At 65.8% G+C, this 26,213-nt stretch carries 19 protein-coding genes; 16 read left to right on the top strand and 3 right to left on the bottom strand.

Annotation, left to right across the window (positions count from 1 at the left end; translation table 11 throughout):
* Positions 1-72: 72 nt before the first annotated feature.
* The 14 genes from AB1I47_RS08435 to AB1I47_RS08370 all read left to right on the top strand — a co-directional run bounded on the left by AB1I47_RS08435 (position 73) and on the right by AB1I47_RS08370 (position 22,072).
* Complete coding sequence (locus AB1I47_RS08435; RefSeq protein WP_354683322.1) at positions 73-1,365, top strand: dicarboxylate/amino acid:cation symporter; 1,293 nt, start codon at positions 73-75, stop codon at positions 1,363-1,365.
* Positions 1,366-1,629: 264 nt separating this feature from the next.
* Complete coding sequence (gene aceE, locus AB1I47_RS08430; RefSeq protein ID WP_354683321.1) at positions 1,630-4,317, top strand: pyruvate dehydrogenase (acetyl-transferring), homodimeric type; 2,688 nt, start codon at positions 1,630-1,632, stop codon at positions 4,315-4,317.
* 20 nt (positions 4,318-4,337) lie between these two features.
* A complete protein-coding gene (locus AB1I47_RS08425; protein ID WP_354683320.1) occupies positions 4,338-5,921 on the top strand; it encodes a dihydrolipoyllysine-residue acetyltransferase in 1,584 nt (527 codons plus the stop codon).
* Positions 5,922-5,934: 13 nt separating this feature from the next.
* A complete protein-coding gene (gene lpdA, locus AB1I47_RS08420) occupies positions 5,935-7,680 on the top strand; it encodes a dihydrolipoyl dehydrogenase (RefSeq protein ID WP_354683319.1) in 1,746 nt (581 codons plus the stop codon).
* A gap of 103 nt (positions 7,681-7,783) precedes the next feature.
* Complete coding sequence (locus AB1I47_RS08415; protein ID WP_354683318.1) at positions 7,784-10,078, top strand: NADP-dependent malic enzyme; 2,295 nt, start codon at positions 7,784-7,786, stop codon at positions 10,076-10,078.
* 46 nt (positions 10,079-10,124) lie between these two features.
* Positions 10,125-11,495 (top strand): dicarboxylate/amino acid:cation symporter, encoded by a 1,371-nt coding sequence (locus AB1I47_RS08410; RefSeq protein WP_354683317.1) that lies wholly within the window; start codon positions 10,125-10,127, stop codon positions 11,493-11,495.
* The gene (locus AB1I47_RS08405; protein WP_354683316.1) at positions 11,492-12,850 is read left to right on the top strand and encodes an NAD(P)/FAD-dependent oxidoreductase; all 1,359 of its coding nucleotides are present in this window, start codon (positions 11,492-11,494) and stop codon (positions 12,848-12,850) included. The genes AB1I47_RS08410 and AB1I47_RS08405 overlap by 4 nt, the downstream gene beginning before the upstream one ends.
* An 84-nt stretch (positions 12,851-12,934) precedes the next feature.
* On the top strand, positions 12,935-14,110 hold the full coding sequence (locus tag AB1I47_RS08400; RefSeq protein WP_354683315.1) for an acetyl-CoA C-acetyltransferase: 1,176 nt from the start codon (positions 12,935-12,937) through the stop codon (positions 14,108-14,110).
* A gap of 49 nt (positions 14,111-14,159) precedes the next feature.
* Positions 14,160-14,906 (top strand): acetoacetyl-CoA reductase, encoded by a 747-nt coding sequence (gene phbB / locus AB1I47_RS08395; RefSeq protein ID WP_354683314.1) that lies wholly within the window; start codon positions 14,160-14,162, stop codon positions 14,904-14,906.
* Between the two features lie 26 nt (positions 14,907-14,932).
* Positions 14,933-16,348, top strand: a complete 1,416-nt coding sequence (locus tag AB1I47_RS08390) for a cytochrome ubiquinol oxidase subunit I (RefSeq protein ID WP_354683313.1) — start codon at positions 14,933-14,935, stop codon at positions 16,346-16,348.
* Positions 16,349-16,353: 5 nt separating this feature from the next.
* Entirely contained in the window at positions 16,354-17,349 is a 996-nt protein-coding gene (locus tag AB1I47_RS08385; RefSeq protein WP_354683349.1) for a cytochrome d ubiquinol oxidase subunit II, read from the top strand.
* A gap of 198 nt (positions 17,350-17,547) precedes the next feature.
* Positions 17,548-19,320, top strand: coding sequence for a sensor histidine kinase (locus tag AB1I47_RS08380; RefSeq protein WP_354683312.1), 1,773 nt, complete (start codon positions 17,548-17,550; stop codon positions 19,318-19,320).
* Positions 19,320-20,678: a sigma-54-dependent transcriptional regulator gene (locus AB1I47_RS08375; RefSeq protein WP_354683311.1), complete on the top strand. Its 1,359-nt coding sequence runs from the start codon at positions 19,320-19,322 to the stop codon at positions 20,676-20,678. The genes AB1I47_RS08380 and AB1I47_RS08375 overlap by 1 nt, the downstream gene beginning before the upstream one ends.
* 152 nt (positions 20,679-20,830) lie before the next feature.
* Positions 20,831-22,072: a polyhydroxyalkanoate depolymerase gene (locus AB1I47_RS08370; protein WP_354683310.1), complete on the top strand. Its 1,242-nt coding sequence runs from the start codon at positions 20,831-20,833 to the stop codon at positions 22,070-22,072.
* Positions 22,073-22,207: 135 nt separating this feature from the next.
* On the opposite strand, the gene AB1I47_RS08365 is transcribed toward AB1I47_RS08370, so the two are convergent.
* Positions 22,208-23,416 (bottom strand): amino acid ABC transporter substrate-binding protein, encoded by a 1,209-nt coding sequence (locus AB1I47_RS08365; RefSeq protein WP_354683309.1) that lies wholly within the window; start codon positions 23,414-23,416, stop codon positions 22,208-22,210.
* Positions 23,383-23,601, bottom strand: a complete 219-nt coding sequence (locus tag AB1I47_RS08360) for a hypothetical protein (protein WP_354683308.1) — start codon at positions 23,599-23,601, stop codon at positions 23,383-23,385. Before AB1I47_RS08360 ends, AB1I47_RS08365 begins: the two co-directional genes overlap by 34 nt.
* Positions 23,602-23,697: 96 nt before the next feature.
* Between AB1I47_RS08360 and AB1I47_RS08355 the strand changes: the two genes are divergently transcribed.
* A complete protein-coding gene (locus AB1I47_RS08355) occupies positions 23,698-24,804 on the top strand; it encodes an S-(hydroxymethyl)glutathione dehydrogenase/class III alcohol dehydrogenase (RefSeq protein ID WP_354683307.1) in 1,107 nt (368 codons plus the stop codon).
* A 6-nt stretch (positions 24,805-24,810) separates the two neighbouring features.
* Here the strand turns inward: AB1I47_RS08355 and AB1I47_RS08350 are convergent, their stop codons facing one another.
* Positions 24,811-25,809: a GlxA family transcriptional regulator gene (locus AB1I47_RS08350; RefSeq protein ID WP_354683306.1), complete on the bottom strand. Its 999-nt coding sequence runs from the start codon at positions 25,807-25,809 to the stop codon at positions 24,811-24,813.
* A gap of 68 nt (positions 25,810-25,877) precedes the next feature.
* On the opposite strand from AB1I47_RS08350, the gene AB1I47_RS08345 reads away from it, so the two are divergent.
* The gene (locus AB1I47_RS08345; protein WP_354683305.1) at positions 25,878-26,180 is read left to right on the top strand and encodes a hypothetical protein; all 303 of its coding nucleotides are present in this window, start codon (positions 25,878-25,880) and stop codon (positions 26,178-26,180) included.
* Positions 26,181-26,213: the final 33 nt, after the last annotated feature.

Raw genomic sequence — 26,213 nt, 5'->3', positions numbered from 1 at the left:
TGCGGAGCGCGCCTCCTGCCATATCGACGGCCAGACCAGGCATCTGTCCGCAATCGCTGGAGACAACGCATCATGAAGTCAAACAAGCTGACCAGCGCGATCATGCTCGCCATGGTCCTGGGTATCGTTACCGGCTACCTGTGCAACACCCTCGCGCCCGACCCGGCGAAGGCGAAGGAGATTGCCGGTTATTTCTCGATCGTGACCGATATCTTCCTGCGCATGATCAAGATGATCATCGCACCGCTGGTATTCGGCACGCTGGTGGCAGGCATCGCCGGCATGAAGGACGCCGGTGCCGTGGGACGTATCGGCATCAAGGCACTGGGCTGGTTTATCACGGCGTCGTTCATCTCGCTGCTGCTGGGCATGGTCTTCGTCGACCTGCTGCAGCCGGGACGCGCCCTCAACCTGCCGCTGCCGGAAGTGGGCGCGGCCACCAACCTCAAGACCTCCTCGCTGAACCTGAAGGACTTCATCACGCACGTCTTCCCCAAGAGCGTGTTTGAAGCGATGGCGCAGAACGAGATCCTCCAGATCCTGGTCTTCTCGCTGTTCTTCGGCTTCGCCATCGCGTCGTTCCAGGGCAAGGTCGGCCATCACCTGGTGGCGTCGATCGAAGAGCTGGTGACGATCATGCTGCGCGTCACCGACTTTGTGATGCGCTTTGCCCCGCTCGGCGTGTTTGCCGCCGTTGCCGCCGCGATCACCGTGCAGGGTATCGGCGTGCTGTTCACCTACGGCAAGTTCATCGGCGGCTTCTACCTGGGGTTGCTGGTGTTGTGGCTGGTGCTGACCGGGGCGGGCTACCTGTTCCTGGGCGGGCGCGTGTTCACGCTGCTCAGGCTGATCCGCGAGCCGACCATCCTTGCCTTCTCGACCGCGAGCAGCGAAGCGGCCTATCCCAAGACCATGGAGCAGATGGAGAAGTTCGGCGTCCCCAACAAGGTGACCGGCTTCGTGCTGCCGCTTGGCTACTCCTTCAATCTCGATGGCTCGATGATGTACCAGGCCTTCGCCGCGCTGTTTATCGCGCAGGCCTACAACATCGAGCTGAGCCTGACACAGCAGATCACCATGCTGCTGGTGCTGATGATCACCAGCAAGGGCATTGCCGGTGTACCGCGGGCTTCCATCGTCGTGGTGGCGGCCACGCTGCCGATGTTCGGCCTGCCCGAAGCCGGCCTGCTGCTGATCCTGGGCATCGACCAGTTCCTCGACATGGGCCGCACCGCCACCAATGTCATCGGCAACAGCATCGCTACGGCGGTCGTCGCCAAATGGGAGGGCGAGCTGAGCCCGGCGCCACTGCCTGAGGCGGACGATATCGTGGAAGCCCCTGCGCGGCAACCTCGCGGCGGCTAGCCGCCGCGCCCGCGTGCGCCGGTCCGGACGGGCCGCGCCACGCGGGCTGGGGTATTCCCTGACGCTCCCGCATGAAATCTCATAACGATCCGGGCGCCGCAATATGGAATCACCAACTGGCCGCCCGGCGCCTACAAGTCAATTTCTTTGCAATCAATGGCTTGCGATTCGCGCACAGCCTTCCAGGCAATGGCACGGCCATTGCTAAACCCCTCTGCCCCAGCATCACCCGATGCCATTCAAAACAAAACAAGTGGAGACAACATGAGCGCACGCGAAGCGGGCGATCTCGATCCCGTCGAGACCGCCGAGTGGCTGGAGTCCTTGCAAGCGGTAACGCAGCACCGCGGCACAGAACGCGCCAACCAACTGGTCAACGCGCTGGTCGATGAAGCGCGGCGCGACGGTCTCTATGTGCCGCGCTCGCTGACCACGGGCTACCGCAACACCATCGCCCCCGAGGACGAAGCGAAATCGAGCGGAGACCGCGCCATCGAGCATCGCCTGCGCTCGATCATCCGCTGGAACGCCATGGCGATCATCCTGCGCGCCAACAAGGAATCGTCGGAGCTGGGCGGCCATATCGCCAGCTTCCAGTCGGCGGCCACGCTCTACGACATCGGCTTCGGCCACTTCTGGCACGCGCCTACGGACACCCATGGCGGCGACCTGCTGTACATCCAGGGCCACAGCGCGCCGGGCATCTACGCGCGCGCCTTTGTCGAGGGGCGGCTCACGGAACAGCAGTTGCTGGGTTACCGGCAAGAGACCGGCGGTACCGGCCTGTCGTCGTACCCGCACCCGTGGCTGATGCCGGATTTCTGGCAGTTCCCCACCGTGTCGATGGGCCTGGGGCCGCTGATGTCGATCTACCAGGCGCGCTTCCTCAAGTACCTGCAAGGCCGCGGCCTGGCGGACACCGCGCCGCGCAAGGTCTGGGCCTTCATGGGCGACGGCGAGATGGACGAACCCGAATCGCTGGGCGCGATCTCGCTGGCGGGCCGCGAGCGGCTGGACAACCTGATCTTCGTCATCAACTGCAACCTGCAGCGCCTGGACGGCCCCGTGCGCGGCAACGGCAAGATCATCCAGGAGCTGGAATCCGTTTTCCGCGGCGCCGGCTGGAATGTGATCAAGGTGGTCTGGGGCGGCGGCTGGGACAAGCTGCTGGCCAGGGACAAGAGCGGCCTGCTGCTGCGGCGCATGGAGGAATGCGTCGACGGCGAGTACCAGGACTTCAAGAGCAAGAGCGGCGCCTATGTGCGCGAACACTTCTTCGGCAAGTACGAAGCACTCAAGGCGCTGGTCGCGGACATGAGCGACGATGAGATCTGGGGCCTGACGCGTGGCGGCCATGATCCGGAGAAGGTGTTCGCGGCCTACGCCGCCGCCGTCAGGCACACCGGCGCGCCCACGCTGATCCTGGCCAAGACGGTCAAGGGCTATGGCATGGGCGAATCGGGCGAAGGCCAGATGATTGCCCACCAGGCCAAGAAGATGACCCTGGATGCGTTGCGCGGCTTCCGCGACCGCTTCCAGATTCCGGTCAGCGACGAGCAACTGGCCGACATCCCCTTTATCAAGCTGCCCGAAGACAGCCCCGAGATGCAGTACCTGCGCGCCCGGCGCGCGGCGCTGGGCGGCTACCTGCCGGCACGCCGCAGCAAGTCTCATGCGCTGGAGATCCCGCCGCTGTCCACCTTCCAGCGCCTGCTGGACAGCACCGGCGAGCGCGAGATCTCCACCACCATGGCCTTCGTGCAGATGCTGGGCACCCTGGTGCGCGACAAGGCCATCGGCAAGCATGTCGTACCCATCGTGCCCGACGAGTCGCGCACGTTCGGCATGGAGGGCATGTTCCGCCAGCTCGGCATCTACTCGTCCGTCGGCCAGCTCTACAAGCCGCAGGATGCCGACCAGCTGATGTACTACCGCGAGTCCAAGGACGGCCAGGTGCTGCAGGAGGGGATCAACGAGGGCGGCGCGATGTCGAGCTGGATTGTCGCCGCGACGTCGTACAGCACGAGCAACGTGCCGATGATTCCGTTCTACATCTACTACTCGATGTTCGGGCTCCAGCGCGTCGGCGACCTGGCCTGGCTGGCGGGCGACATCCGCGCGCGCGGCTTCCTGCTGGGCGGCACCGCGGGACGCACCACGCTCAACGGCGAAGGCCTGCAGCACGAGGATGGCCATAGCCACATCATCGCCGGCACCATCCCCAACTGCGTTTCCTACGATCCCACCTTCGCCTATGAAGTGGTGACCATCGTGCGCGACGGCATGCGCCGGATGTACCAGGACCAGGAGGATGTCTATTACTACATCACCCTGATGAACGAGAACTACCCGCACCCGGGCCTGGCGGAAGCGGGACCCGACGTCGAGGCGGGCATCCTCAAGGGCCTCTACAAGCTCAGGGACGGCGGCAAGGCCGGCAAGGGCGGATTACGCGTGCAGCTCATGGGCAGCGGCACCATCCTGCGCGAGGTGATCGCGGCGGCCGAACTTCTGAAGGCCGATTACAACGTCACGGCCGACATCTGGAGCGCCACCAGCTACAACGAACTGCGCCGCGACGGCATGGCCACCGAACGCTGGAACCTGCTGCACCCCACCGAGGCGCGCCGCAAGAGCTGGGTCGAGTCCAGTCTGGAAGGCCACGACGGCCCGGTGATCGCCGCCACCGACTACATGCGCAACTACGCCGACCAGGTACGCGAGTACGTGCAGGCGGCGGGAAGGCGCTATGTCGTGCTGGGCACGGATGGCTTTGGCCGCAGCGACTACCGCGCCAGGCTGCGCAACTTCTTCGAGGTCGATCGCTACCACGTGGCCGTCGCCGCGCTCAAGGCCCTGAGCGACGACGGCGCGATCAAGCCGGCGGTAGTGGCCGAGGCCATCGCCCGGTATGGGGTGGACACCGAGCGCGCAGCGCCGTGGACCGTCTGAGACGCCAAGGACTGAGGACTATGAACCAAGCCATTGATATCAAGGTGCCCGACATCGGCGACTTCAAGGACGTACCGGTGATCGAGCTGTTCGTCAAAGTGGGAGACCTGGTCAACCCCGAGGACCCTCTGGTCTCGCTGGAATCCGACAAGGCCACCATGGAAGTGCCGGCACCGCACGGCGGCGTGGTCAGGCACATCCACGTCAAGCTGGGCGATGCCGTCAGCGAGGGCAGTCTGCTGATGCAGTTCGAGGGCATGGGCGCCGTGGTGCCGGCGGACACCGCCAAGCCCAGCGTAAGTGCGCCGCCGACGCCAGTGAATGCGCCCGCCGGGCTGGCCGAAATACGCATCCCCGACATCGGCGACTTCAAGGATGTGCCGGTGATCGAGATCTTCGTCAAGGTGGGCGACACCGTGAAGGCGGAAGACCCGCTGGTCTCGCTGGAGTCCGACAAGGCCACCATGGACGTGCCCGCGCCCCTGGGCGGCGTGGTCAGGGAGATCCGCGTCAAGCTGGGAGACACCGTCAGCGAAGGCAGCATCATCATGGCGCTGGCCACCGACGACGCCCCCGCCACGGCCACGGCCCCCGCCGCACCGGCGCTGCTTGCCGCGCCGGCACCGGCGGCACCCGCGGTTACCGCCCCGTCCGGCATCGACGAAGCCGCCTTCCGGCTGGCTTACGCCGGACCGGCGGTGCGCAAGCTCGCCCGCGAGTCCGGCGTCGACCTGGGCAAGGTGCGCGGCAGCGGCGCGCATGGCCGCATCCTGCGCGCCGATGTCGAGGCCTTCGCCAGCACCGGCGGCCAGACTGCGCCCGTGCCCGCGACCAAGCCCGCCCCGGCGCCCGCCGGCGGCGGCACCGGCCTGGACCTGCTGCCATGGCCCAAGGTCGATTTCGCCAAATTCGGCCCGGTCGAGCGCAAGGAACTGAGCCGCATCAAGAAGATCTCCGGCGCCAACCTGCATCGCAACTGGGTGGTGATACCACACGTCACCACGCATGACGAGGCCGATATCACGGACCTGGAGCAGTTCCGCGTGCAGATGAACAAGGAACTGGAAAAGAGCGGCGTCAAGATCAGCATGCTGCCCTTCATGATGAAAGCGGCAGTGGCCACGCTGAAGGCATTCCCCGAGTTCAACGCCAGCCTGGACGGCGACAGCCTGGTGCTCAAGCAGTACTACCACATCGGTTTCGCGGCGGACACGCCCAACGGCCTGATGGTGCCGGTGATCCGCGACGTCGACCGGAAGACCATCCCCGAGATCGCGCGGGAGATGGGCGAACTGGCCAGGCTGGCGCGCGAGGGCAAGCTCAAGCCCGACCAGATGTCGGGCGGCACCTTCACCATCAGCTCGCTTGGCGGCATCGGCGGCGTCCACTTCACGCCCATCATCAATGCGCCCGAGGTGGCCATCATGGGGGTCTGCAAGAGCTTCTGGAAGCAGCACTCCAGCGACGGCAAGACCTGGGCTGCGCGCCTGACACTGCCGCTGTCGTTGTCGTGGGACCACCGCGTCATCGACGGCGCCGCCGCGGCCCGCTTCAACGTCTATTTTGCCAACCTGCTCGCCGATCTGCGGCGCGTGCTGTTCTGAGGGGCGTGCAGCAATGACCCAACGTGTCGAAGTCAAGGTGCCGGATATCGGCGATTTCAAGGACGTCACGGTAATCGAAGTGATGGTCAGGCCCGGCGAGACCATCGCCGTGGATACCAGCCTGATCGCCGTCGAATCCGACAAGGCCTCGATGGAGATCCCCTCCACGCATGCCGGCGTGGTGAAGGAAATCCTGGTCAAGGTCAACGACAAGGTCAGCGAGGGCTCGGTGATCCTGGTGGTCGAGGCCGCAGCCGTGGCGGCGCCGGCACCAGCGCCCGCCGCGGTGGCGCAGAAGCCTGCGCCAGCCGCGCCGGTACCCAATGCTGCAAGCTATGGCGGAGGCGCTGACCTGGAGTGCGAGATGCTGGTGCTCGGCGCCGGCCCCGGCGGCTATTCCGCCGCGTTCCGCAGCGCGGACCTGGGCATGAAGACCGTGCTGGTCGAACGCTACGACACCCTTGGCGGGGTGTGCCTGAACGTCGGCTGCATTCCCTCCAAGGCACTGCTGCACACGGCCGCCGTGATGGACGAGGTGGCGCAACTGCCCGACCACGGCATCAGGTACGGCGCGCCCGAGGTGGATCTCGACAAGCTGCGCGCCTTCAAGGACGGCGTCATCAGGAAGCTCACCGGCGGCCTCGCGGGCATGGCCAAGGCCCGCAAGGTCGAGGTCCTGACCGGCGTCGGCAGTTTCCTCGACCCGCACCACCTCGAAGTGCTGGCGGCCGATGGCCGCAAGCGCGTGGTCAGGTTCGCCAAGGCGATCATCGCCGCCGGCAGCCAGGCCATCAAGCTGCCCTTCATGCCCGACGATGACCGTGTGGTCGACTCCACCGGCGCGTTGCAGTTGAAGTCGATTCCCAAACGCATGCTGGTGGTGGGCGGCGGCATCATCGGCCTGGAGATGGCCACCGTCTACTCCACGCTGGGTACGCGCATCGACGTGGTGGAAATGCTCGACGGCCTGATGCAGGGTGCCGACCGTGACCTGGTCAAGGTCTGGGAGAAGAAGAACGCGCACCGCTTCAACCAGGTCATGCTGAAGACCAGGACGGTTGGCGCCAGGGCAACGGCGGACGGCATCGAGGTCAGCTTCGAGGGCAAGGAAGCGCCGCCGCCGCAGGTCTACGACGTGGTGCTGGTGGCGGTGGGCCGCACTCCCAACGGCAAGTCCATCGGTGCGGAGAAGGCCGGCGTGGCCGTCACCGAGCGCGGCTTTATCGAGGTCGACAGGCAGATGCGGACCAACGTCGCGCATATCCACGCGATCGGCGACATCGTCGGCCAGCCGATGCTGGCGCACAAGGCGGTACACGAAGCGCATGTGGCCGCCGAAGCCGCCCACGGCGAGCCCGCGTTCTTCGATGCGCGCCAGATCCCGTCGGTCGCCTACACCGACCCCGAGGTGGCCTGGGCCGGCAAGACCGAGGAACAGTGCAAGGCCGAGGGCATCCAGTACAGCAAGGCCGTGTTCCCGTGGGCCGCATCCGGCCGGGCCATCGCCAATGGCCGCGACGAGGGTTTCACCAAGCTGCTGGTCGACGAAGCCACGCATCGCGTGATCGGCGGCGGCATCGTCGGCACGCATGCCGGCGACCTGATCGGCGAGATCTGCCTGGCCGTGGAAATGGGCTGCGAGCCCGCCGACATCGGCAAGACCATCCACCCGCACCCGACCCTGGGCGAATCGATCGGCATGGCCGCCGAAGTCTTCGAGGGCCACTGCACCGATCTGCCGCCCATGAAGAAGAAATAGGCGACAGGCGCGCGGCGCAGCCATTGCGCCGCACACCCGCATCCCGACAACACAAGAACGTCTGGCGCCGGTCCGGCGCCCCGTCAGAGCCACCGAGACAACCATGACCGACAACCTTCGCGAAGCCGCGCTCGACTACCACCGCTATCCCACGCCGGGCAAGATCTCGGTCACCCCCACCAAGGCCATGGCCACCCAGCGCGACCTGGCGCTGGCCTATTCGCCCGGCGTGGCCGACGCCTGCATGGAGATCGTGCGCGACCCGGCCGAGGCGATGAACCTGACCTCGCGCGCCAACCTGGTTGCCGTGATCACCAACGGCACCGCCGTGCTGGGCCTGGGCAACATCGGGCCGCTCGCCGGCAAGCCGGTGATGGAGGGCAAGGGCTGCCTGTTCAAGAAGTTCGCGGGCATCGACGTGTTCGATATCGAGCTGGCGGAGAACGACCCCGACGCGCTGATCGACACCATCGCCCGCATGGAACCGACCTTCGGCGGCATCAACCTGGAAGACATCAAGGCGCCCGAGTGCTTCTATATCGAGCAGAAGCTGCGCGAGCGCATGAAGATCCCGGTCTTCCATGATGACCAGCACGGCACCGCCATCGTCGCCGCCGCTGCCATCCTCAACGCGCTCAGGCACGTCGGCAAGGATATCCGCGAGGTCAAGCTGGTGGCCTCCGGCGCGGGCGCCGCCGCCCTCGCCTGCCTGGACCTGATCGTCAGCCTGGGCCTGCCGATGGGCAATGTGTTCGTGTCCGACAGCAACGGCGTAGTCTATCGCGGCCGCAAGGAGCAGATGGACCCGAACAAGGCGCGCTACGCGCAGGACACCCCGGCGCGCACGCTGGCCGACATCATCGGCGGTGCCGACATCTTCCTGGGCCTGTCGGCGGGCGGCGTGCTCAAACCCGAGATGGTCAAGGCCATGGCGCGCGACCCCATCATCCTCGCCATGGCCAACCCCACGCCCGAGATCGCGCCGGAGGACGCGCTGGCGGTGCGCCCCGATGCCATCCTCGGCACCGGCCGTTCGGACTATCCGAACCAGGTCAACAACGTGCTCTGCTTCCCGTTCATCTTCCGCGGGGCATTGGACGTCGGCGCCACCACCATCAACGAGGAAATGAAGCTGGCCGCCGTGCGCGCCATCGCCGAGCTGGCGCATGCGGAAATTCCCGAGGTGGTGGCCCAGGCTTACGGCGCGGTGGGCCTGCGCTTCGGCGCCGAGTACCTGATTCCCAAGCCGTTCGACCCGCGGCTGATCGAGGCGGTGGCGCCGGCCGTCGCCAAAGCGGCAATGGACAGCGGCGTGGCTACGCGCCCGATCGCGGACATGGACGCTTACCGGCAGCGGCTTGGCCAGTTTGTCTACCAGTCGCGCAGCGCCATGCAGCCGGTGTTCGCCGCCGCCAAGCGCGCCCCGAAGCGCGTGCTCTATGCCGAAGGCGAGGATGAGCGCGTGCTGCGCGCGGCACAGGTGGTCATCGACGAGGGCATCGCGCGCCCGTTGCTGGTGGGCCGTCCGGACGTGATCGTGGCGCGCATCGCGCAATTCGGCCTGCGCCTGCAGCCCGGCGTGGATTGCGAATGCGTCGACCCGCTGGACCCCGCCGTCTATGGCGATGCCGCCGAGGCGTACTACCAGCTGAGCAAGCGTAACGGCGTGTCGCGCGCGCTGGCGCAGACGGAGCTGCGCAGCCGCGGCACGCTGCTGGGCGCGATGCTGGTGCGGCAAGGCAGCGCCGATGCCATGCTGTGCGGCGCCGTGGGCCGTTTCCAGGATCACCTCGCTCATGTGCGCGACACCATCGGCATGAAGCCGGGCAGCCCGACGCTGGCCGCCATGCAGATGCTGATGCTGCCCGGACGCCAGCTGTTTATTTGCGACACGCACGTGAACCTCGACCCGACGGCACAGCAGATCGCCGACATCACCCTGCTGGCGGCCGAAGCGGTCCGGCGCTTTGGCATCACGCCCAGCGTGGCGCTGCTCTCGCACTCCAACTTTGGCGGCTCCGGCGATCCCGCCGCGACCAAGATGCGCGAGGCGCTGGCACTGGTGAAAGCGCGCGAGCCGTCGCTGGCGGTGGAGGGCGAGATGCGGGGCGACGCTGCGCTGTCCAAGCAGATCCTGGATCACGAGTTCCCCGAATCCTGCCTGGAGAAGGAGGCGAATGTGCTGGTGATGCCCAACGTGGACGCCGCCAACATCTCCTACAACCTGTTGCGCATCGCCGCGGGCGGCGGCATCACGGTGGGCGGCATCCTGCTTGGCGCCGCGCGCCCCGTGCATATCCTGACGTCGTCCTCCACCGTCCGCCGCATCGTCAACATGACGGCGGTGGCGACGGTCGATGCCAGCGCGCAGCTCGCGCAGGGATGGGCACTCGATTGATCAAGCCGGTGCCGACGGCAATCGCGAACCAATAAAGGAGACAATGATGGACAAAGACATTCACTCGAAGCCGTTCTACAGGACCCTCTACTTCCAGGTCATTACCGCGATCGTCATCGGCATCCTCCTCGGCCATTTCTATCCGCAGGCCGGCGCGGCGATGAAGCCGCTGGGCGATGGCTTCATCAAGCTGATCAAGATGATCATCGCGCCGATCATCTTCTGCACCGTCGTCGTCGGCATTGCCGGCATGGAGGACATGAAGAAGGTCGGCAAGACCGGCGGGCTGGCGCTGCTGTACTTCGAGATCGTGAGCAGCATTGCGCTGGTGGTCGGCCTGGTGATCATCAACATCGTCAAGCCCGGCGCCGGCATGAATGTCGACGTATCCACCCTCGACACGAAGTCCATCGCCGCCTACACCGAGCCCGGCAAGATGCAGGGCACGGTCGACTTCCTGCTGCACGTGATCCCGAACACGGTGGTGGATGCCTTCGCCAAGGGCGAGATCCTCCAGGTGCTGCTGTTCGCGGTGATGTTCGGTTTCGCCCTGCACAGGTTCGGCGGCCGCGGCACGCTGGTGTTCGACTTCATCGAGAAGTTCTCGCACGTGCTCTTCACCATCGTCGGCTACATCATGAAGGTCGCCCCGATCGGCGCCTTCGGCGCCATGGCCTTCACCATCGGCAAGTACGGCGTGGGCTCGCTGCTGCAGCTGGGCCAGCTGATGGCGACCTTCTACGCCACCTGCCTGCTGTTCATCTTCGTCGTGCTCGGCGGCATCGCGCGCATGCATGGCTTCTCGGTCTGGAAGTTCATCAAGTACATCAAGGAGGAACTGCTGATCGTGCTCGGCACGTCTTCCTCCGAATCCGTGCTGCCGCGGATGATGGCCAAGCTGGAGAACCTGGGTGCCCGCAAGTCTGTGGTCGGACTGGTGGTCCCGACCGGCTACTCCTTCAACCTGGATGGCACCTCCATCTATCTGACCATGGCGGCGGTGTTCATCGCCCAGGCAACCAATACCGACATGAGCCTGACGCAGCAGCTCACCCTGCTCGCGGTGCTGTTGCTGACCTCCAAGGGCGCCGCCGGCGTCACCGGGAGCGGCTTTATCGTGCTGGCGGCCACGCTCTCGGCAGTGGGGCATGTTCCGGTGGCGGGCCTGGCCCTGATCCTCGGCATCGACCGCTTCATGTCCGAGGCGCGCGCGCTGACCAACCTGATCGGCAACGGCGTGGCCACGGTGGTGGTGGCGAAATGGACCGGCGACCTCGATGTCGAGCAAATGCGCCGCAGGCTGGATAACGAGTCGGACGCAGAGGCCGACGAGCCGGAGGTGGTGCTCGACCGGGTCGCGGCCCACATGCCGGTTGCCGGCACCAACGTCGCCCCGGTGAGCGGAAGCGCCCAATGAAACCGTCCACCTATCGTGCCGACGCCTACGTGAAGGCACCGCACCGCGTCGTCATCGTCGGCGGCGGCGCGGGCGGGCTTGAGCTGGCCACGCGGCTGGGCGACACGCTCGGCCGGCGCCGGCAGGCCGAAATCACCCTGATCGAGAAGAACCGCACCCATGTGTGGAAACCCAAGCTGCACGAGATCGCCGCCGGCAGCATGGACATGAGCGCGCATGAGGTGGGTTACCTGGCGCAATCGCACTGGCACCACTTCCGCTACCGCGTGGGGGAAATGGTGGGCCTGGATCGCGAACGCCGCGAGGTGCTGGTGGCACCCTATGTCGACCACGAAGGCCAGCAGATCACGCCGCAGCGCAGCTTTGCCTACGACACGCTGGTCATCGCCGTCGGCAGCCAGAGCAATGACTTTGGCACGCCGGGGGTGTACGAGCACGCCATGCGGCTGGAATGCCCGGCCGACGCGCTGCGCTTTCACTCGCGCATGGTCAATGCCTGCATCCGCGCGCATGCGCAAGGCACGCCCCTGCTGCCCCAGCAGCTGCATGTCGCCATCATCGGCGCCGGCGCCACGGGCGTGGAGCTGGCCGCGGAGCTGCATCGCACCACCCGCGAGGTGGTGGCCTTTGGCCTGGACCGCGTCGACGCCGACAAGGACATCCGGGTCACGCTGATCGAGGCCGCGCCACGCGTGCTGCCGGCGTTACCGGAGCGGCTGTCGAAGGCGACGGAAGCGCTGCTGCGCAAGCTCGGCGTGGACGTGCTGACCGATGCAAAGGTGGCGCAGGTATTGCCCGACGGCGTGCGCCTGGGCGATGGCCGTGTACTGCCGGCGGAACTGGTGGTGTGGGCTGCCGGCGTCAAGGCGCCCGACTTCCTCAGGGATATCGCCGGCCTGGAAACCAACCGCGTCAACCAGCTGGTGGTGCAGCCGACCCTGCAGACCAGCCGCGACCCGGACATCTTCGCGATCGGCGACTGCGCGGCATGCAGCTGGCCCGGGGCCAGCCAGGGCAAGGGCGGGCTGGTGCCGCCGCGCGCGCAGGCGGCGCACCAGCAGGCGTCGCACATGGTGAAGCAGGTGCGCCGGCGCATGGCGGGAAAGCCGCTCGCCGACTACCAGTACCGCGACTTCGGCTCGCTGGTGTCGCTGGGCGAGTTCAGCACCGTGGGCAACATGATGGGCGGACTGATCGGCGGCAACCTGATGATCGAGGGCATGTTCGCGCGGCTGATGTACCTCTCGCTCTACAAGATGCATGAACTGGCGTTGCATGGCTTCACGAAAGTCGCGCTGGACACGCTGGCGCGCTCGATCGTCCGGCGTACGGAACCGCACGTCAAGCTGCATTGAACGCAACGCCCCTCATCGACCTTGGCAAAGCCAGCTAGTGGCTGCACCGTCAGCCCCTCTATTTTTTTCACGCAGGAGAATCGTATGGAAGACGTCGTTATCGTCGCCGCGGCCAGAACCGCGGTCGGCAAGTTTGGCGGATCGCTCGCCAAGGTCGCGGCGCCCGAGCTGGGCGCCACCGTCATCAAGGCGCTGCTCGCGCGCAGCGGCCTGCAAGCCGAGCTGGTCGACGAGGTAGTGCTTGGCCAGGTACTGACCGCGAGCAGCGGGCAGAACCCCGCCCGGCAGGCCGGCATCAAGGCCGGGCTGCCGGTCGGCGTGCCCGCCATGACCATCGGCAAGGTGTGCGGCTCCGGCCTGAAGGCGGTCCACCTGGGGGCGCAGGCCATCAAATGCGGCGACGCGGACATCGTCATCGCCGGCGGCCAGGAGAACATGAGCGCCGCGCCGCACGTGCTGGTGGGTTCGCGCGATGGCCAGCGCATGGGCGACTGGAAACTGACCGACACCATGATCGTCGATGGCCTGTGGGACGTGTACAACCAGTACCACATGGGCACCACCGCCGAGAACGTGGCCAAGGCGTACAACATCTCGCGCGCCCGGCAGGACGAGTTCGCGGCGGCCTCGCAGCAGAAGGCCGAGGCCGCGCAGAAGGCCGGCAAGTTCAGGGACGAGATCGTCCCGGTGTCGATTGTCTCGAAGAAGGGCACGGTGGTCTTCGACAGCGACGAGTTCATCAAGCACGGCACCACGGCCGAAGCGCTGGGCGGGCTGAGGCCGGCCTTCGACAAGGCGGGGACCGTCACGGCCGGCAACGCCTCGGGGCTGAACGACGGCGCGGCGGCGGTCCTGCTGATGTCGGCCGCCAGGGCGCGCGAGCTGGGAATGACGCCGCTGGCCCGCATTGCCTCCTATGCGTCGGCCGGGCTCGACCCCAGCATCATGGGCATGGGCCCGGTGCCGGCCTCCCGGCGTTGCCTGCAGAAGGCAGGCTGGAGCGTCAACGACCTGGACCTGATGGAGATCAACGAGGCATTCGCGGCACAGGCCTGCGCGGTCAACCAGGAGATGGACTGGGACACCCGCAAGATCAACGTCAACGGCGGCGCCATCGCCATCGGCCACCCGATCGGCGCGTCCGGCTGCCGCATCCTGGTCACCCTGATCCACGAAATGATCCGCCGCGACGCAAAGCGCGGGCTGGCCTCGCTCTGCATCGGCGGCGGCATGGGCGTGGCGCTGGCGATCGAGCGCTGATCCGGATCCGTACGGCCTTTATTCATCGATTCCACAGGAGAACAGAACAATGAGCAAGCAACGCGTAGTCTTGATCACCGGCGGCATGGGCGGCCTGGGAGAAACCATTTCCACCAAGATGGCCGAGGCCGGCTACCGGGTGGCGGTGACCTATTCGCCGGGCAACAAGAACCACGGCGAGTGGGTGCAGCAAATGAAGGCGCGCGGGCACGACATCCTGGCCGTGCCCTGCGACGTGGCCGATATCGACTCGTGCGCGCAAGCCGTGGCCGCGGTCGCGGAACAGGCCGGCCCCATCGACATTCTCATCAACAATGCCGGCATCACGCGCGACATGACCTTCAAGAAGATGGACAAGGTCAATTGGGACGCGGTGCTGCGCACCAACCTGGACAGCCTGTTCAACATGAGCAAGCAGGTTGCCGACGGGATGGTGGAGCGCGGCTGGGGCCGCATCGTCAACGTGTCGTCGGTCAACGGCTCGAAGGGCGCCTTCGGCCAGACCAACTACTCGGCGGCGAAGGCCGGGGTGCATGGTTTCACCAAGGCGCTGGCGCTGGAGGTGGCCAGGAAGGGGGTCACCGTCAACACCATCTCCCCGGGCTATATCGGCACCAAGATGGTCACCGCCATTCCCGACGAGATCCTGAACACGAAGATCCTGCCGCAGATCCCGGTGGGCCGCCTGGGCAAGCCGGAGGAAGTGGCAGGCCTGATCATCTACCTGGCCTCGGACGAGGCGGCCTTCGTGACCGGCGCCAATATCGCCATCAACGGCGGCCAGCACATGCAGTGAGCCAGCGGCCGAGGAGACGCTGACACATGGATCCGATCCTGCTGGCGCGCATGCAGTTCGCGGCCAACATCACCTTCCACATCCTGTTCCCGACCATCAGCATCGGCATGGGCTGGCTGCTGCTGTTTTTCCGCTGGCGCTACCTTGCCAGCGACAAGCCGGTGGTGCGCCAGGCGTGGCTGAACGCCTACCGCTTCTGGACCAAGGTGTTTGCCCTGACGTTCGCGCTTGGCGTGGTCAGCGGCATCACCATGAGTTTCCAGTTTGGCACCAACTGGCCCGGGTTCATGGAAACGGTGGGCAATGTCGCCGGCCCCCTGCTCGCGTATGAGGTGCTGACGGCGTTCTTCCTCGAAGCCGGCTTCCTCGGCGTGATGCTGTTCGGGCACGGCAAGGTGAGCGAGCGCGTCCACCTGATGTCGACCGTCTTCGTCGCTTTCGGCACCACCCTCAGCGCCTTCTGGATCCTGGCCCTGAACTCCTGGATGCAGACCCCGCAGGGCTACGAGATCGTCAATGGGGAGTTCCACGTCGGGAGCTGGTTCGAAGTCATCTTCAATCCGTCCTTCCCCTATCGCCTGGTCCATATGCTGCTCGCGTCCGCCCTGACCTGCGCCTTCCTGCTCGCGGGACTGAGTGCCTGGCAGTCGCTCAAGGGCACGGCGCAGTTGTCCGCGCCCAGGGTATTGCGCGTCGGGCTGACGCTCGCCGCAGCCGCCATTCCGCTGCAGATCGCCGCCGGCGACATGCACGGCCTGAACACGCTCCGGCACCAGCCCCAGAAGATCGCCGCGATGGAGGGCGTGTGGGACACGGCGCGGGGCGTGCCCTTGCTGCTCTTCGCCATTCCCGACGAGAAGCTGCGGACGAATCACGCAGCCATCGAAATCCCGAGGCTGGCCAGCCTGATCCTGACGCATCGCAGCGATGGCGAGATCCAGGGACTGAACGCGTTCCGCGACGCGCATCCGCCGGTCCTGCCGCTGTTCCTCGCCTTCCGCGTGATGGTTGGCGTGGGCATGCTGATGCTGGCCGCGAGCTGGCTCGGCTGGTGGCTGTACCGCCGTAGCGGCTGGCAGCCCGAGCGCCTGCCGCGCGCGCTGCTATGGGGCCTTGCCGGCATGACCTTCTCAGGCTGGGTTGCCACGGTCGCCGGGTGGTATGTCACGGAAATCGGTCGCCAGCCTTTTATCGTCCAGGGCCTGGTACGGACTGCCGACGTGGCCTCGAACGTCCCGGCGCCGCATATCGCCCTGACGTTGTCGCTGTTCGTCGGCGTCTACCTCGCGCTGATCGTGGCCTATGTCAGCGTGCTGAAGTACCTGGCGGAGAAGCCGGAAGAAGCGCTGGAAGAAGCGCCCGCCAGCGACCCCGCCGGGCAGCCCTCCACGCCGCCGGGCGCGATGCCGCCGCGGATCCTGCCAACCGGGAGCCCATCATGAGCTGGATGCGTTTCGACGATGCCCTGCCCGTCATCTTCATGGCGCTGATGGGCCTGGCCATGCTGGTCTATGTGATCAGCGACGGCTATGACCTTGGCGTCGGCATGCTGATGCACCGGGCCACGCCCGCCGAGAAAGATGTGATGGTGGCTTCGATCGGCCCGTTCTGGGACGCCAACGAAACCTGGCTGGTGCTGGGCATCGGCATCCTGCTGGTGGCTTTCCCCAAGGCGCACGGCATGATCCTGACGGAGCTCTACCTGCCAGTCACATTGATGCTGGTCGGCCTGATCCTGCGCGGCGTGGCCTTCGACTTCCGGGTCAAGGTAAGGAGCGCGCACAAGCCGACCTGGGACCGGCTGTTTTTCGCGGGCTCTGCCCTGGCTTCGGTATCGCAGGGCTGGATGCTGGGCCGCTACATCAGCGGCTTCGGCAGTGGCTGGAACTATCCCCTGTTCGCGGCGGCGATCGCTCTCGCACTGCCGATGGCCTATGTGCTGCTTGGCGCCAGCTGGCTCATCATGAAAACCGAAGGCGAGCTGCAGCAGCGCGCCGTGCAATGGGCCAAGATCGCATGGGCGCCGATGGTCTGCGGACTCACCCTGATCTCGGTGGCGACGCCATGGATCAGCGTGGTGGTGCGGGAGCGCTGGTTCGTGCTGCCGCAGATCATCGCGCTGCTCGCCATCCCGCTGGTGACCGGCATCGCGCTGATGGCGGTGCGTCTGCTGCTTAACACCCGGCTGGTGCGCGGGCCGGTCGCCTGGCTGCCCTTCGCGTTGCTGATCGCCGTCTTTGTGCTCAGCTTCCTCGGCCTGGCCTACAGCATCTTCCCCTTCGTGGTGATCCATCGCCTGACGATATGGCAGGCCGCCAGCAGCCCGGAGGCGCTGAAGGTGATCCTCGCCGGCGTTTGCATCTCGGTGCCCGCCATTGCCGGCTACACGGTGTTCTCGTATCGGGTGTTCCGCGGCAAGACGCGCGAACTCCGCTACGCCTAGGGATCACGCCAGATGCTGCGCCGCCACGCCACGCAGGATGCCGGACTCAGGTATTGCCCGGGTGCTTACTGGCCGGATTCCGGGAGTACACTGCAACCTCCCGACTTGCATCGGGGCGAGCAAGCGTCCTTCATCTACCCCGGGCACGGGGACGAACTATCCGACGAGTTCCAGGACTGCGGAGAAAGGGCATGCGACATGAATCTGGGCCGTATGCGCATGGGGATCTGGTGCGGTATGGCACTGGCGGCGATCGCGCTGTCGGCGTGGATCGCCTATGCCATGGCGTTGCGCGCCGGTCTCGACCAGTTGCGTGTCGCGGCGCAGCATCGCCTCGACGTCATCGCTGCGCGGCTGGATGGCGAGCTGTCCCGGTTCGACTACCTGCCCTCCTTGCTCGAATCCACCTCGGATGTCTTCGAACTGCTGGCCCGGCCCGATGACGCGTCGCTGAAGCAGCACGTCAGCCGCTACCTGCACGGCATCACCGCGACGGCCGGCGCCGACAACCTGTATGTCACGCTGCGCTCCGGCATGACCCTTGCCGCCGCGGACTGGAACCAGCCGGGTACGCCGGTGGGCGTCGACCTTTCGTTCCGGCCGTATATGCGGGATGCGCTGGAACACGGGCAGGGACGCTTCTACGGCGTGGGATTTACTTCCGGCCGCCCCGGCTACTACCTGGCGTATGCGTTGCGGCAAAACGGCAAGCAGCCGGGCATTGCCACCGTCAAGGTCAACCTTGAGGCGGTGGAGCGGAACTGGGTCCAGATTCCGGGCAAGGTGCTGGTCGTGGACGCGCGCGATGTCGTGATCCTGGCCTCGCTGCCGCAGTGGCGACTGCGTCCGCTGGCGCCATTGACGCCGGCCATGCTGGCCGAGGCCGGACACGCGCGAACCTACGGCAAGTCGGACCTGAGGCCGCTGGACTGGCAGGTGTCGTCCCGCCTGGACGAACACACCACCCGTGTTCGCCTGGACAAGGTGGATTACCTGGCGTCCGAGCGCACGGTCAACCACGGCCTCTGGCGTATCGTGCTGCTGGACGACGAACTGCCCGCGCGCACGCTGGCCCGCAATGCCGCCATCGGCGGGCTGCTGGCCTGCATGGTGCTGCTGCTGTTGATCCTGGTCTTTGCGCAGCGCCGGCGTGCCGCCCGGCAACAAATGGCGGCGCAACGCGCGCTGCGTGAAGCGCACAATGGCCTGGAGGCCAAGGTGCTGGAACGGACCGCCGAACTGCGCGCGCTGCAGAACGACCTTGTTCACGCCGGCAAGCTGGCTGCGCTCGGACAGATGTCCGCCGGGATCGTGCATGAACTGAACCAGCCCCTGGCGGCGATGCGCACGCTGTCCGACAACGCCGCGGTGCTGCTGGAGAAAGGCCGGCTCGACGCTGCCGCCGGCAACCTTCACCGCATCTCCAACCTGATCGGCCGCGTGGCCCGCCTCACCCAGCAGCTCAAGGCATTCGCCCACAAGACCCAGGCGCCGCTGCGGCCGGTAGCGGTGCGCCAGGTGATCCAGGACGCGCTGTTTGTGGTGACCGCCCGCTTGCGCGAGCTCGATGTCACCGTCGACATCACCGCGACGCCCGACGACATCTGCGTGCTGGCCGACGCGCCGCGGCTGGAACAGGTGCTGGTCAACCTGCTGGGCAATGCCGCCGACGCCTTGTCGGCTGCCCCCGTGCGGCAACTGGATATCGGCATGAGCCGGCACGAAGGGCTATGCGTGCTCACCATCCGCGACTCGGGCCCCGGCATCCATCCCGACGTGCTGCCTCGGCTGTTCGAGCCGTTCGTGACGACCAAGCCCGCCGGCAAGGGCCTGGGACTCGGCCTGATGATCTCGGCGCATATCGTGCAAGAGTTCGGCGGCCGCCTGTATGCCCGCAACCTGAAGCCCGCGGGTGCCGAATTCATCGTCGAACTACCCCTCGCGCCGCCGACCCAAGAGGAACATCATTGATGAACGACACCCATCCCATCCGCGTGATTTTCGTCGAGGACGAAGAGGATGTGCTGATTGGCAGTTCGCAGGCGCTCGAACTGGCCGGGTTCGTCGTCGACGGATTCGCTTCGGTAGAGCAGGCGCGCGCCAGCGTCACCCTCGGCGTGCCCGCCGTGGTGGTCTGCGACGTCAGGCTGCCGGGCATGACCGGCGCGGCCTGGCTGAGCGAGCTCCAGGGCATTGACGCCGACCTGCCCGTCATCCTGATGACCGGCCATGGCGACATCTCCATGGCGGTGCGGGCCATGCGCGAGGGGGCCTACGACTTTATCGAGAAACCGTGCTCATCCGATCATCTGGTGTCCGTGGTCAGGCGCGCGGCCGACCGGCGCAAGCTGAGCCTGGAGGTGCGAGGCCTGCGCGAGCAACTGGAGGGCTGGCGCGGTATCCAGGCGTGCCTGATCGGCCGTTCTGCCCAGATGGAGCGTGTGCGCCGCGCGGTCCGCGCCCTCGCCGATGCGCCGGCCGACGTGGTGATCTACGGCGAGACCGGGACCGGCAAGGACCTCGTGGCGCGCTGCCTGCATGACCACAGCGCGCGACGCGCCGGGAATTTCGTGCCGTTGAACTGCGGCGGGCTGCCCGAGGCGCTGGCCGAGAGCGAACTGTTCGGGCACGAGGTGGGATCGTTTACCGGCGCCACGCGTCGCCGCTGCGGCAAGTTCGAGCACGCCCATGGCGGGACGCTGTTCCTCGACGAAATCGAAAGCATGCCATTGGCGGTGCAGGTCAAGTTCCTGCGCGCGCTGCAGGAGCGCTCCATCGAGCGCGTGGGCTCGAACGAAGCCATCCAGGTGGATTGCCGCGTGATCGCCGCCAGCAAGGAAGACCTGAAGCTGCTCACGGAGCAAAAGAAGTTCCGCGCCGACTTGTACTACCGCATCGGTGTCGCCTTCATCGACCTGCCGCCGTTGCGCGAGCGCCGCGAAGATATCCCGTTGCTGTTCGAGCATCTGATCCTGCAGGCGGCGACGCGCTTCGGCCGTCCCGCGCCCGTGCTCGAGAGCGCCCAGTTCGACCTGCTGCTGTCCCATTCATGGCCGGGCAACGTGCGCGAACTGCGCAACGTGGCGGACCGCTTCGTGCTCGGGCTGCTGTCCGACGACTTCGACCTGCACCACAGCCACGGCGAACCGTGCCACAGCCTGCCCGAACAGCTCGAACAGTTCGAGCGTGTCGTGGTCATGGAAGAGATGAAGCGCCACAACTTCGACGTCGCCGCTACCGCGAAGGCGCTTTCCATCCCCAAGCAGACCTTGTACTCCAAGCTCCGCCGGCTCCATATCGGCTATGACAAGGAGCAGTCGGAAGAGTGATCGCCGTGCATGAGCCACCGGCTGATGTCGCCGATCCAGACTGCGAATGCGAGTGATCGCGGGCTCGTCGATCCGATGCCTACACACGTTCGCACTTACCCCGCGGGCCCGGCGCAGGTCCGCTGTTCAGACTATTCCACAGGGAATTCCTCATGCTTTACCAACTCTACGAACTCAAGAGCGCGATGCTGCTGCCCCTCACCGCACTGGCTCAGGCAACGTCGCGGACCTTGACCAATCCGCTCAGTCCGCTCTCGCTGACGCCCGGTGCCAACAGATTGGCGGCCGGCTACGAGCTGCTGTACCGCCTTGGCAAGGACTACAAGAAACCGCCTTTCGACATCGGCTCGGTGCCGTGCCACGGGCGGGACATTCCTGTCGTGGAGCAGGTCGTTGTCGAGAAGCCCTTCTGCAGATTGCTGCGCTTCAAGCGCTACGCCGACGATCCCGCAACCATCCGGCAACTGAAGGACGACCCGGTGGTGCTGGTCTGCGCGCCGCTGTCCGGCCACCATGCCACGCTGCTGCGCGACACCGTGCGGACCCTGCTGCAGCACCACAAGGTCTATGTGACAGACTGGATCGATGCCCGCATGGTGCCGGCCGAAGACGGAACCTTCCACCTCACGGACTATGTGCATTACATCCAGGAGTTCATCCGCCACATCGGCGCCGACAACCTGCATGTCATTTCCGTCTGCCAGCCTGCCGTACCCGTGCTGGCCGCAATCGCATTGCAGGCATCGGCCGGCGAGACCACGCCGCGGTCGATGACCATGATGGGCGGACCGATCGACGCGCGCCGCAGCCCCACCGCCGTGAACGCGCTGGCAACCGACAAGTCATTCGAATGGTTCGAGCACAACGTGATCCATACCGTGCCGGCCAACTATCCCGGGCACGGCCGCAAGGTTTATCCGGGGTTCCTGCAGCACGCCGGCTTCGTGGCAACCAACCCCGACCGGCATCTGTCGGCGCACTACAAGTATTACCGCAATCTTGTCGACGGAGAGCTGGACGACGCGGCGGCACACGAGCGCTTCTATGATGAGTACAACGCCGTGCTCGACATGGCGGCCGAGTATTACCTGGACACGATCCGTGATGTGTTCCAGGAGTTCCGGCTGGCGAAGGGTACATGGGAGATCGAAGGCAAGCCGGTGCGCCCGCAGGACATCAGGGGAACCGCGCTGCTGACGATCGAAGGCGAGCTGGACGACATCACCGGCGCGGGCCAGACCGCGGCGGCGCACGACCTGTGTGCGGGCATTCCCGGCGCACGCAAGCAGCACATCACGGCGGCCGGGTGTGGCCACTATGGCATCTTTTCCGGGCGCCGCTGGCGCGAGGAGATCTATCCGCAGTTGCGGGGGTTTATTGCCAGCCATCGGTAAGGGCTGGCGCCGGGATGCGGTGAATGCAGGCCACCATCCGTGGTGATCTCTCCCCTCTCCCGCAAGCGGGAGAGGGGACCGGTCAGTGGTGGTTCGGGCGATATCGGCTCATTTGCCGATGGTTCAAACCCCAGGCTACTCCGCCCTTTCCGGCATAGCCCGAATCAACTCCTCCAACTGCGCGCTCATCGGCAAGCCGAGCCGCTCGCCAGTGGGCAGCTTATTCATGAACCACTGCTGGTACAGGCGTTCCAGCTCACGCGACGCCGCCAGCTCGCGCAATGTCCTCTCCACCACCGCGGCAAACTGCGGATCGCCCTTGCGATACATGATCCCGTACGGATCGTAGGAGAGAAAATCCGCGGTCACCCTGAACTTGCCCCGATCCGGACTGCCGCTAAGCAAGCCGTGCAGCAACACGTCGTCCCCCGCGTAGGCATCCGCGCCACCATGCTGCAGGACCCGGAACGCATCGCCATGATCGCGCGCCCGGATGATCTTCAGTTGCAGGTCGAAGCGCTCCGACAGCCGTTCCAGCGCCTCCACATTGGTGGTGCCGCCGGTCGCCACCACGTGCTTCCCCTTCAGGTCGCGCAATGTCCGGATCGGTGAGCTTTTTGGCACCATCAGCCTGGTCCCCGCTACAAAGATCACCGGAGAGAACGCCACCCGTTGCATGCGCTGGGCATTGCGCGTGGTCGAGCCGCATTCCAGGTCGATCTTTCCCGACGTGATGGCATCGAAGCGGTTCTCCGAGGTCACCGGCACCCAGCGGATAGTCACCTCGCGGCCCACCTCCGCGGCGGCGGCTTCGACAATGGCACGGCAGATATCGATGGAATATCCGATGGGGTTGCCAGACCGCCCCAGGTAGGAGAACGGCAGCGACGATTCCCGGTAGCCGGCCGACAGCGTTCCGCTTTCCTTGGCCTGCTTCAGCGCACCGGAAAGTTCTCCCGCCTGCTGCGCGAACGCCGGCGCGGCGCAGAACACTGCGCCCAGCGCCACCAGGACCCACTTCGCGGCGTGGCGACGCAGGCCATGCCGGGGTGATTTCTTTGAGAGCATCGATACTCCTTCAATGATCATTGGCCGCAATGACAGCATAGGCCAGCCCGGCGCGCCTGTCACACCCGCGCCGTATCCGGCTTTCCAAGCGAGGCGCCGGCCTTTGCCCGCGGCGATGTCCTGTTCGTACGGGCGGAAGGGAAACAGCTTGCGGAACCGCGCCACCACATTGCCGGCGGGGTCGATCACGGGCGCGGTGTTATAGATCGCGCCGTCGCGGCACTCGAACAGCGAGCCCGGGATCAGCCACAGGCATGCCTGGCCGCCATCTCGCACAGCCGGATTTCCTCGGCGCCGGGCATTTCCACCGCCTTGGCCGGGCTCGGGCCAAAGGCCGCCAGCTCCGAGAGCATCACCATATTGACCCACGGAAAACGGTGCCTGACATGCTGGGCGATCAGTGAGGCCGATACTGCGCATTGCAGCGGCAGGCCGGGATGCCGATGGCGGTGGTCGGCCAACTTGCGTCTGATTTCGGACAAAGCCACGCCAGCGGCGCCATCATGGTTGCCCCTTGCCATATAGTCAGGCGCCAAACGACTATCGACAGAAAACCGATGAAGACACGCGCTGCTGTGGCTTGGGGTGCCGGAAAGCCGCTAACGATCGAAGACGTGGACCTGGACGGCCCGCGCGCCGGTGAAGTGCTGGTGGAAGTGAAAGCCACCGGTATTTGCCATACCGACTACTACACGCTGTCCGGCGCCGATCCGGAAGGCATTTTCCCGGCGATCCTGGGCCATGAAGGCGCGGGCATCGTCACCGACGTCGGCCCGGGCGTGACCTCGCTGAAGCCCGGCGACCACGTGATCCCGCTGTACACGCCCGAATGCCGCCAGTGCAAGTTCTGCCTGTCGCGCAAGACCAACCTGTGCCAGGCGATCCGCGCCACGCAGGGCAAGGGGCTGATGCCGGACGGCACCGCGCGCTTCTCGCTCGACGGCAAGCCCATCTTTCACTACATGGGCACGTCGACCTTCGCCAACCACATCGTGGTGCCGGAGATCGCGCTGGCGAAGATCCGCCCCGACGCGCCGTTCGACAAGGTCTGCTATATCGGCTGCGGCGTCACCACCGGCGTGGGCGCGGTGCTGTTCACCGCCAAGGTGGAAGCCGGCGCCAACGTGGTGGTGTTCGGCCTCGGCGGCATCGGACTGAATGTGATCCAGGCCGCCAAGATGGTGGGCGCCGACAAGATCATCGGCGTGGACCTGAACCCGGCGCGCGAGGCGATGGCGCGCAAGTTCGGCATGACGCATTTCGTCAACCCGAAGGATGTCGACAATGTGGTCGACCACATCATCCAGCTGACCGACGGCGGTGCCGACTACTCGTTCGAATGCATCGGCAACACGCAGGTCATGCGCCAGGCGCTGGAGTGCTGCCACAAGGGCTGGGGCAAGTCGATCATCATCGGCGTGGCCGAGGCCGGCGCGGAGATCTCGACGCGCCCGTTCCAGCTGGTGACCGGCCGCGAATGGAAGGGCTCGGCCTTCGGCGGCGCACGTGGCCGCACCGACGTGCCGAAGATCGTCGACTGGTACATGGAAGGCAAGCTCAATATCGACGACCTGATCACGCATACGCTGCCGCTCGACCGCATCAACGAGGGCTTTGACCTGATGAAGCGCGGCGAGTCGATCCGTTCGGTCGTGCTGTACTGAGGAGGCTTAACTGTCGCCGGCGACCTTCAGCACGCCAGTGCTCGCAAAGCGCTCACGATAGGCGCCGGGCGTGACATTCAAGCGCCGCTGAAACGCCTGCCTCAGCCTCCCCTCAGACCCGAAACCGGTCTCCAGGGCGATCCGTTTCAGCGGTTGCTCACCGTCTTCAAGGAGCCGCCGGGCGGCATCCAGCCGGGTCTGCTCCACATACTCCGAAGGCGTGTGCCCGGTTTCCTTCAGGAACACCCTGGAAAAATTGCGCGCGCTCATCGCAGCGCGCGCCGCCAGCGCCTTTACCGAGAGGTCCGCTTTCGGGGACCGGTGAATATAGTCCTGGATATCGCGCACCCTTGGATGGGCCGTCATCTGGCTAAGCAGATGTTCACTGAATTGCGACTGTCCTCCCGGCCGCTTCAGGTAGACGACGAGATCTCTCGCCACCGACAGCGCAATATCCCGGCCCAGGTCCTCCTCCACCATCGCGAGAACCAGGTCGAACACCGCGGTCACGCCAGCGGACGTCCAGACATACGAATCCCGAACGAAGATCGCGTCCGCATCCACCTGGATCCCGGGATAGCGCTGCCGCATCAGTTCCGCCACGCTCCAGTGCGTGGCGGCACGACGGCCGCTCAGCAGACCGGCTTCAGCCAGGAAAAAACTGCCCGAGCAAAGCCCGACAATGATGTTCATCTTGTCGGCACACGTCCGGCACCAGTCGACGATATCGCCACAGGCCGCCAGCACATTGACGATGTCCCGGGCCCCCACAATCACCACGACATCGGCGGGCGGCAAGCTGCCCAGCGCCTTCGTCGCATTGAGCGAAATCAGCGTGTCCGACTGGATGGTCCCGACACCTGGCCCGACCAGGCGCAGTTCATATTTCGGTTCGCAGCCGAGCTGTCGCAGGCGGGTATTCGCATAGTCAAAGACATTGATGGCGCCGACAGCTTCTATGGCCTTGAATCCGGGATAGATGACAATGTCTACAGTAGTTCTCATTGCGTACAGCGTCGAGTGCGGCGCGGTCGGGGGCATCCTGACCGCGCAATGTGCAAACGCCCGATTGTATGAGAACTCCGAAATGGGCTGCGGTCGGTTTTGCCATTACTACCCCGCTGTGTGTATGGCAGTCGCGCCACTATGTTCCTGAGATCAGGGTCGTGCCGCTGTCGGCCTTCTCCCGGCACGGGCGTCCATACGGCGGATTAAGCCGGTCCTTTTACCTGTCGTTCCGCGAGATTGAACTGGGTCATCTGCCGTCGGACCTGTACGACATGCTCAGGCGCGTCTTCGAACGGCAGGTTTCGCACGACATCGCAGCAGCCATGCGGATCAAGCCCGAAGACGTCTGCATGCAAGGCGAGGAGTAGGACGCCCGGGTCGGCTTAGCGCTGTATCGCCGA

Source organism: Cupriavidus necator (assembly GCF_040578825.1).
In the GTDB taxonomy this organism is placed as follows: Bacteria; Pseudomonadota; Gammaproteobacteria; order Burkholderiales; family Burkholderiaceae; genus Cupriavidus; species Cupriavidus necator_E.
This window is presented reverse-complemented; position numbering and strand designations above follow the sequence as displayed.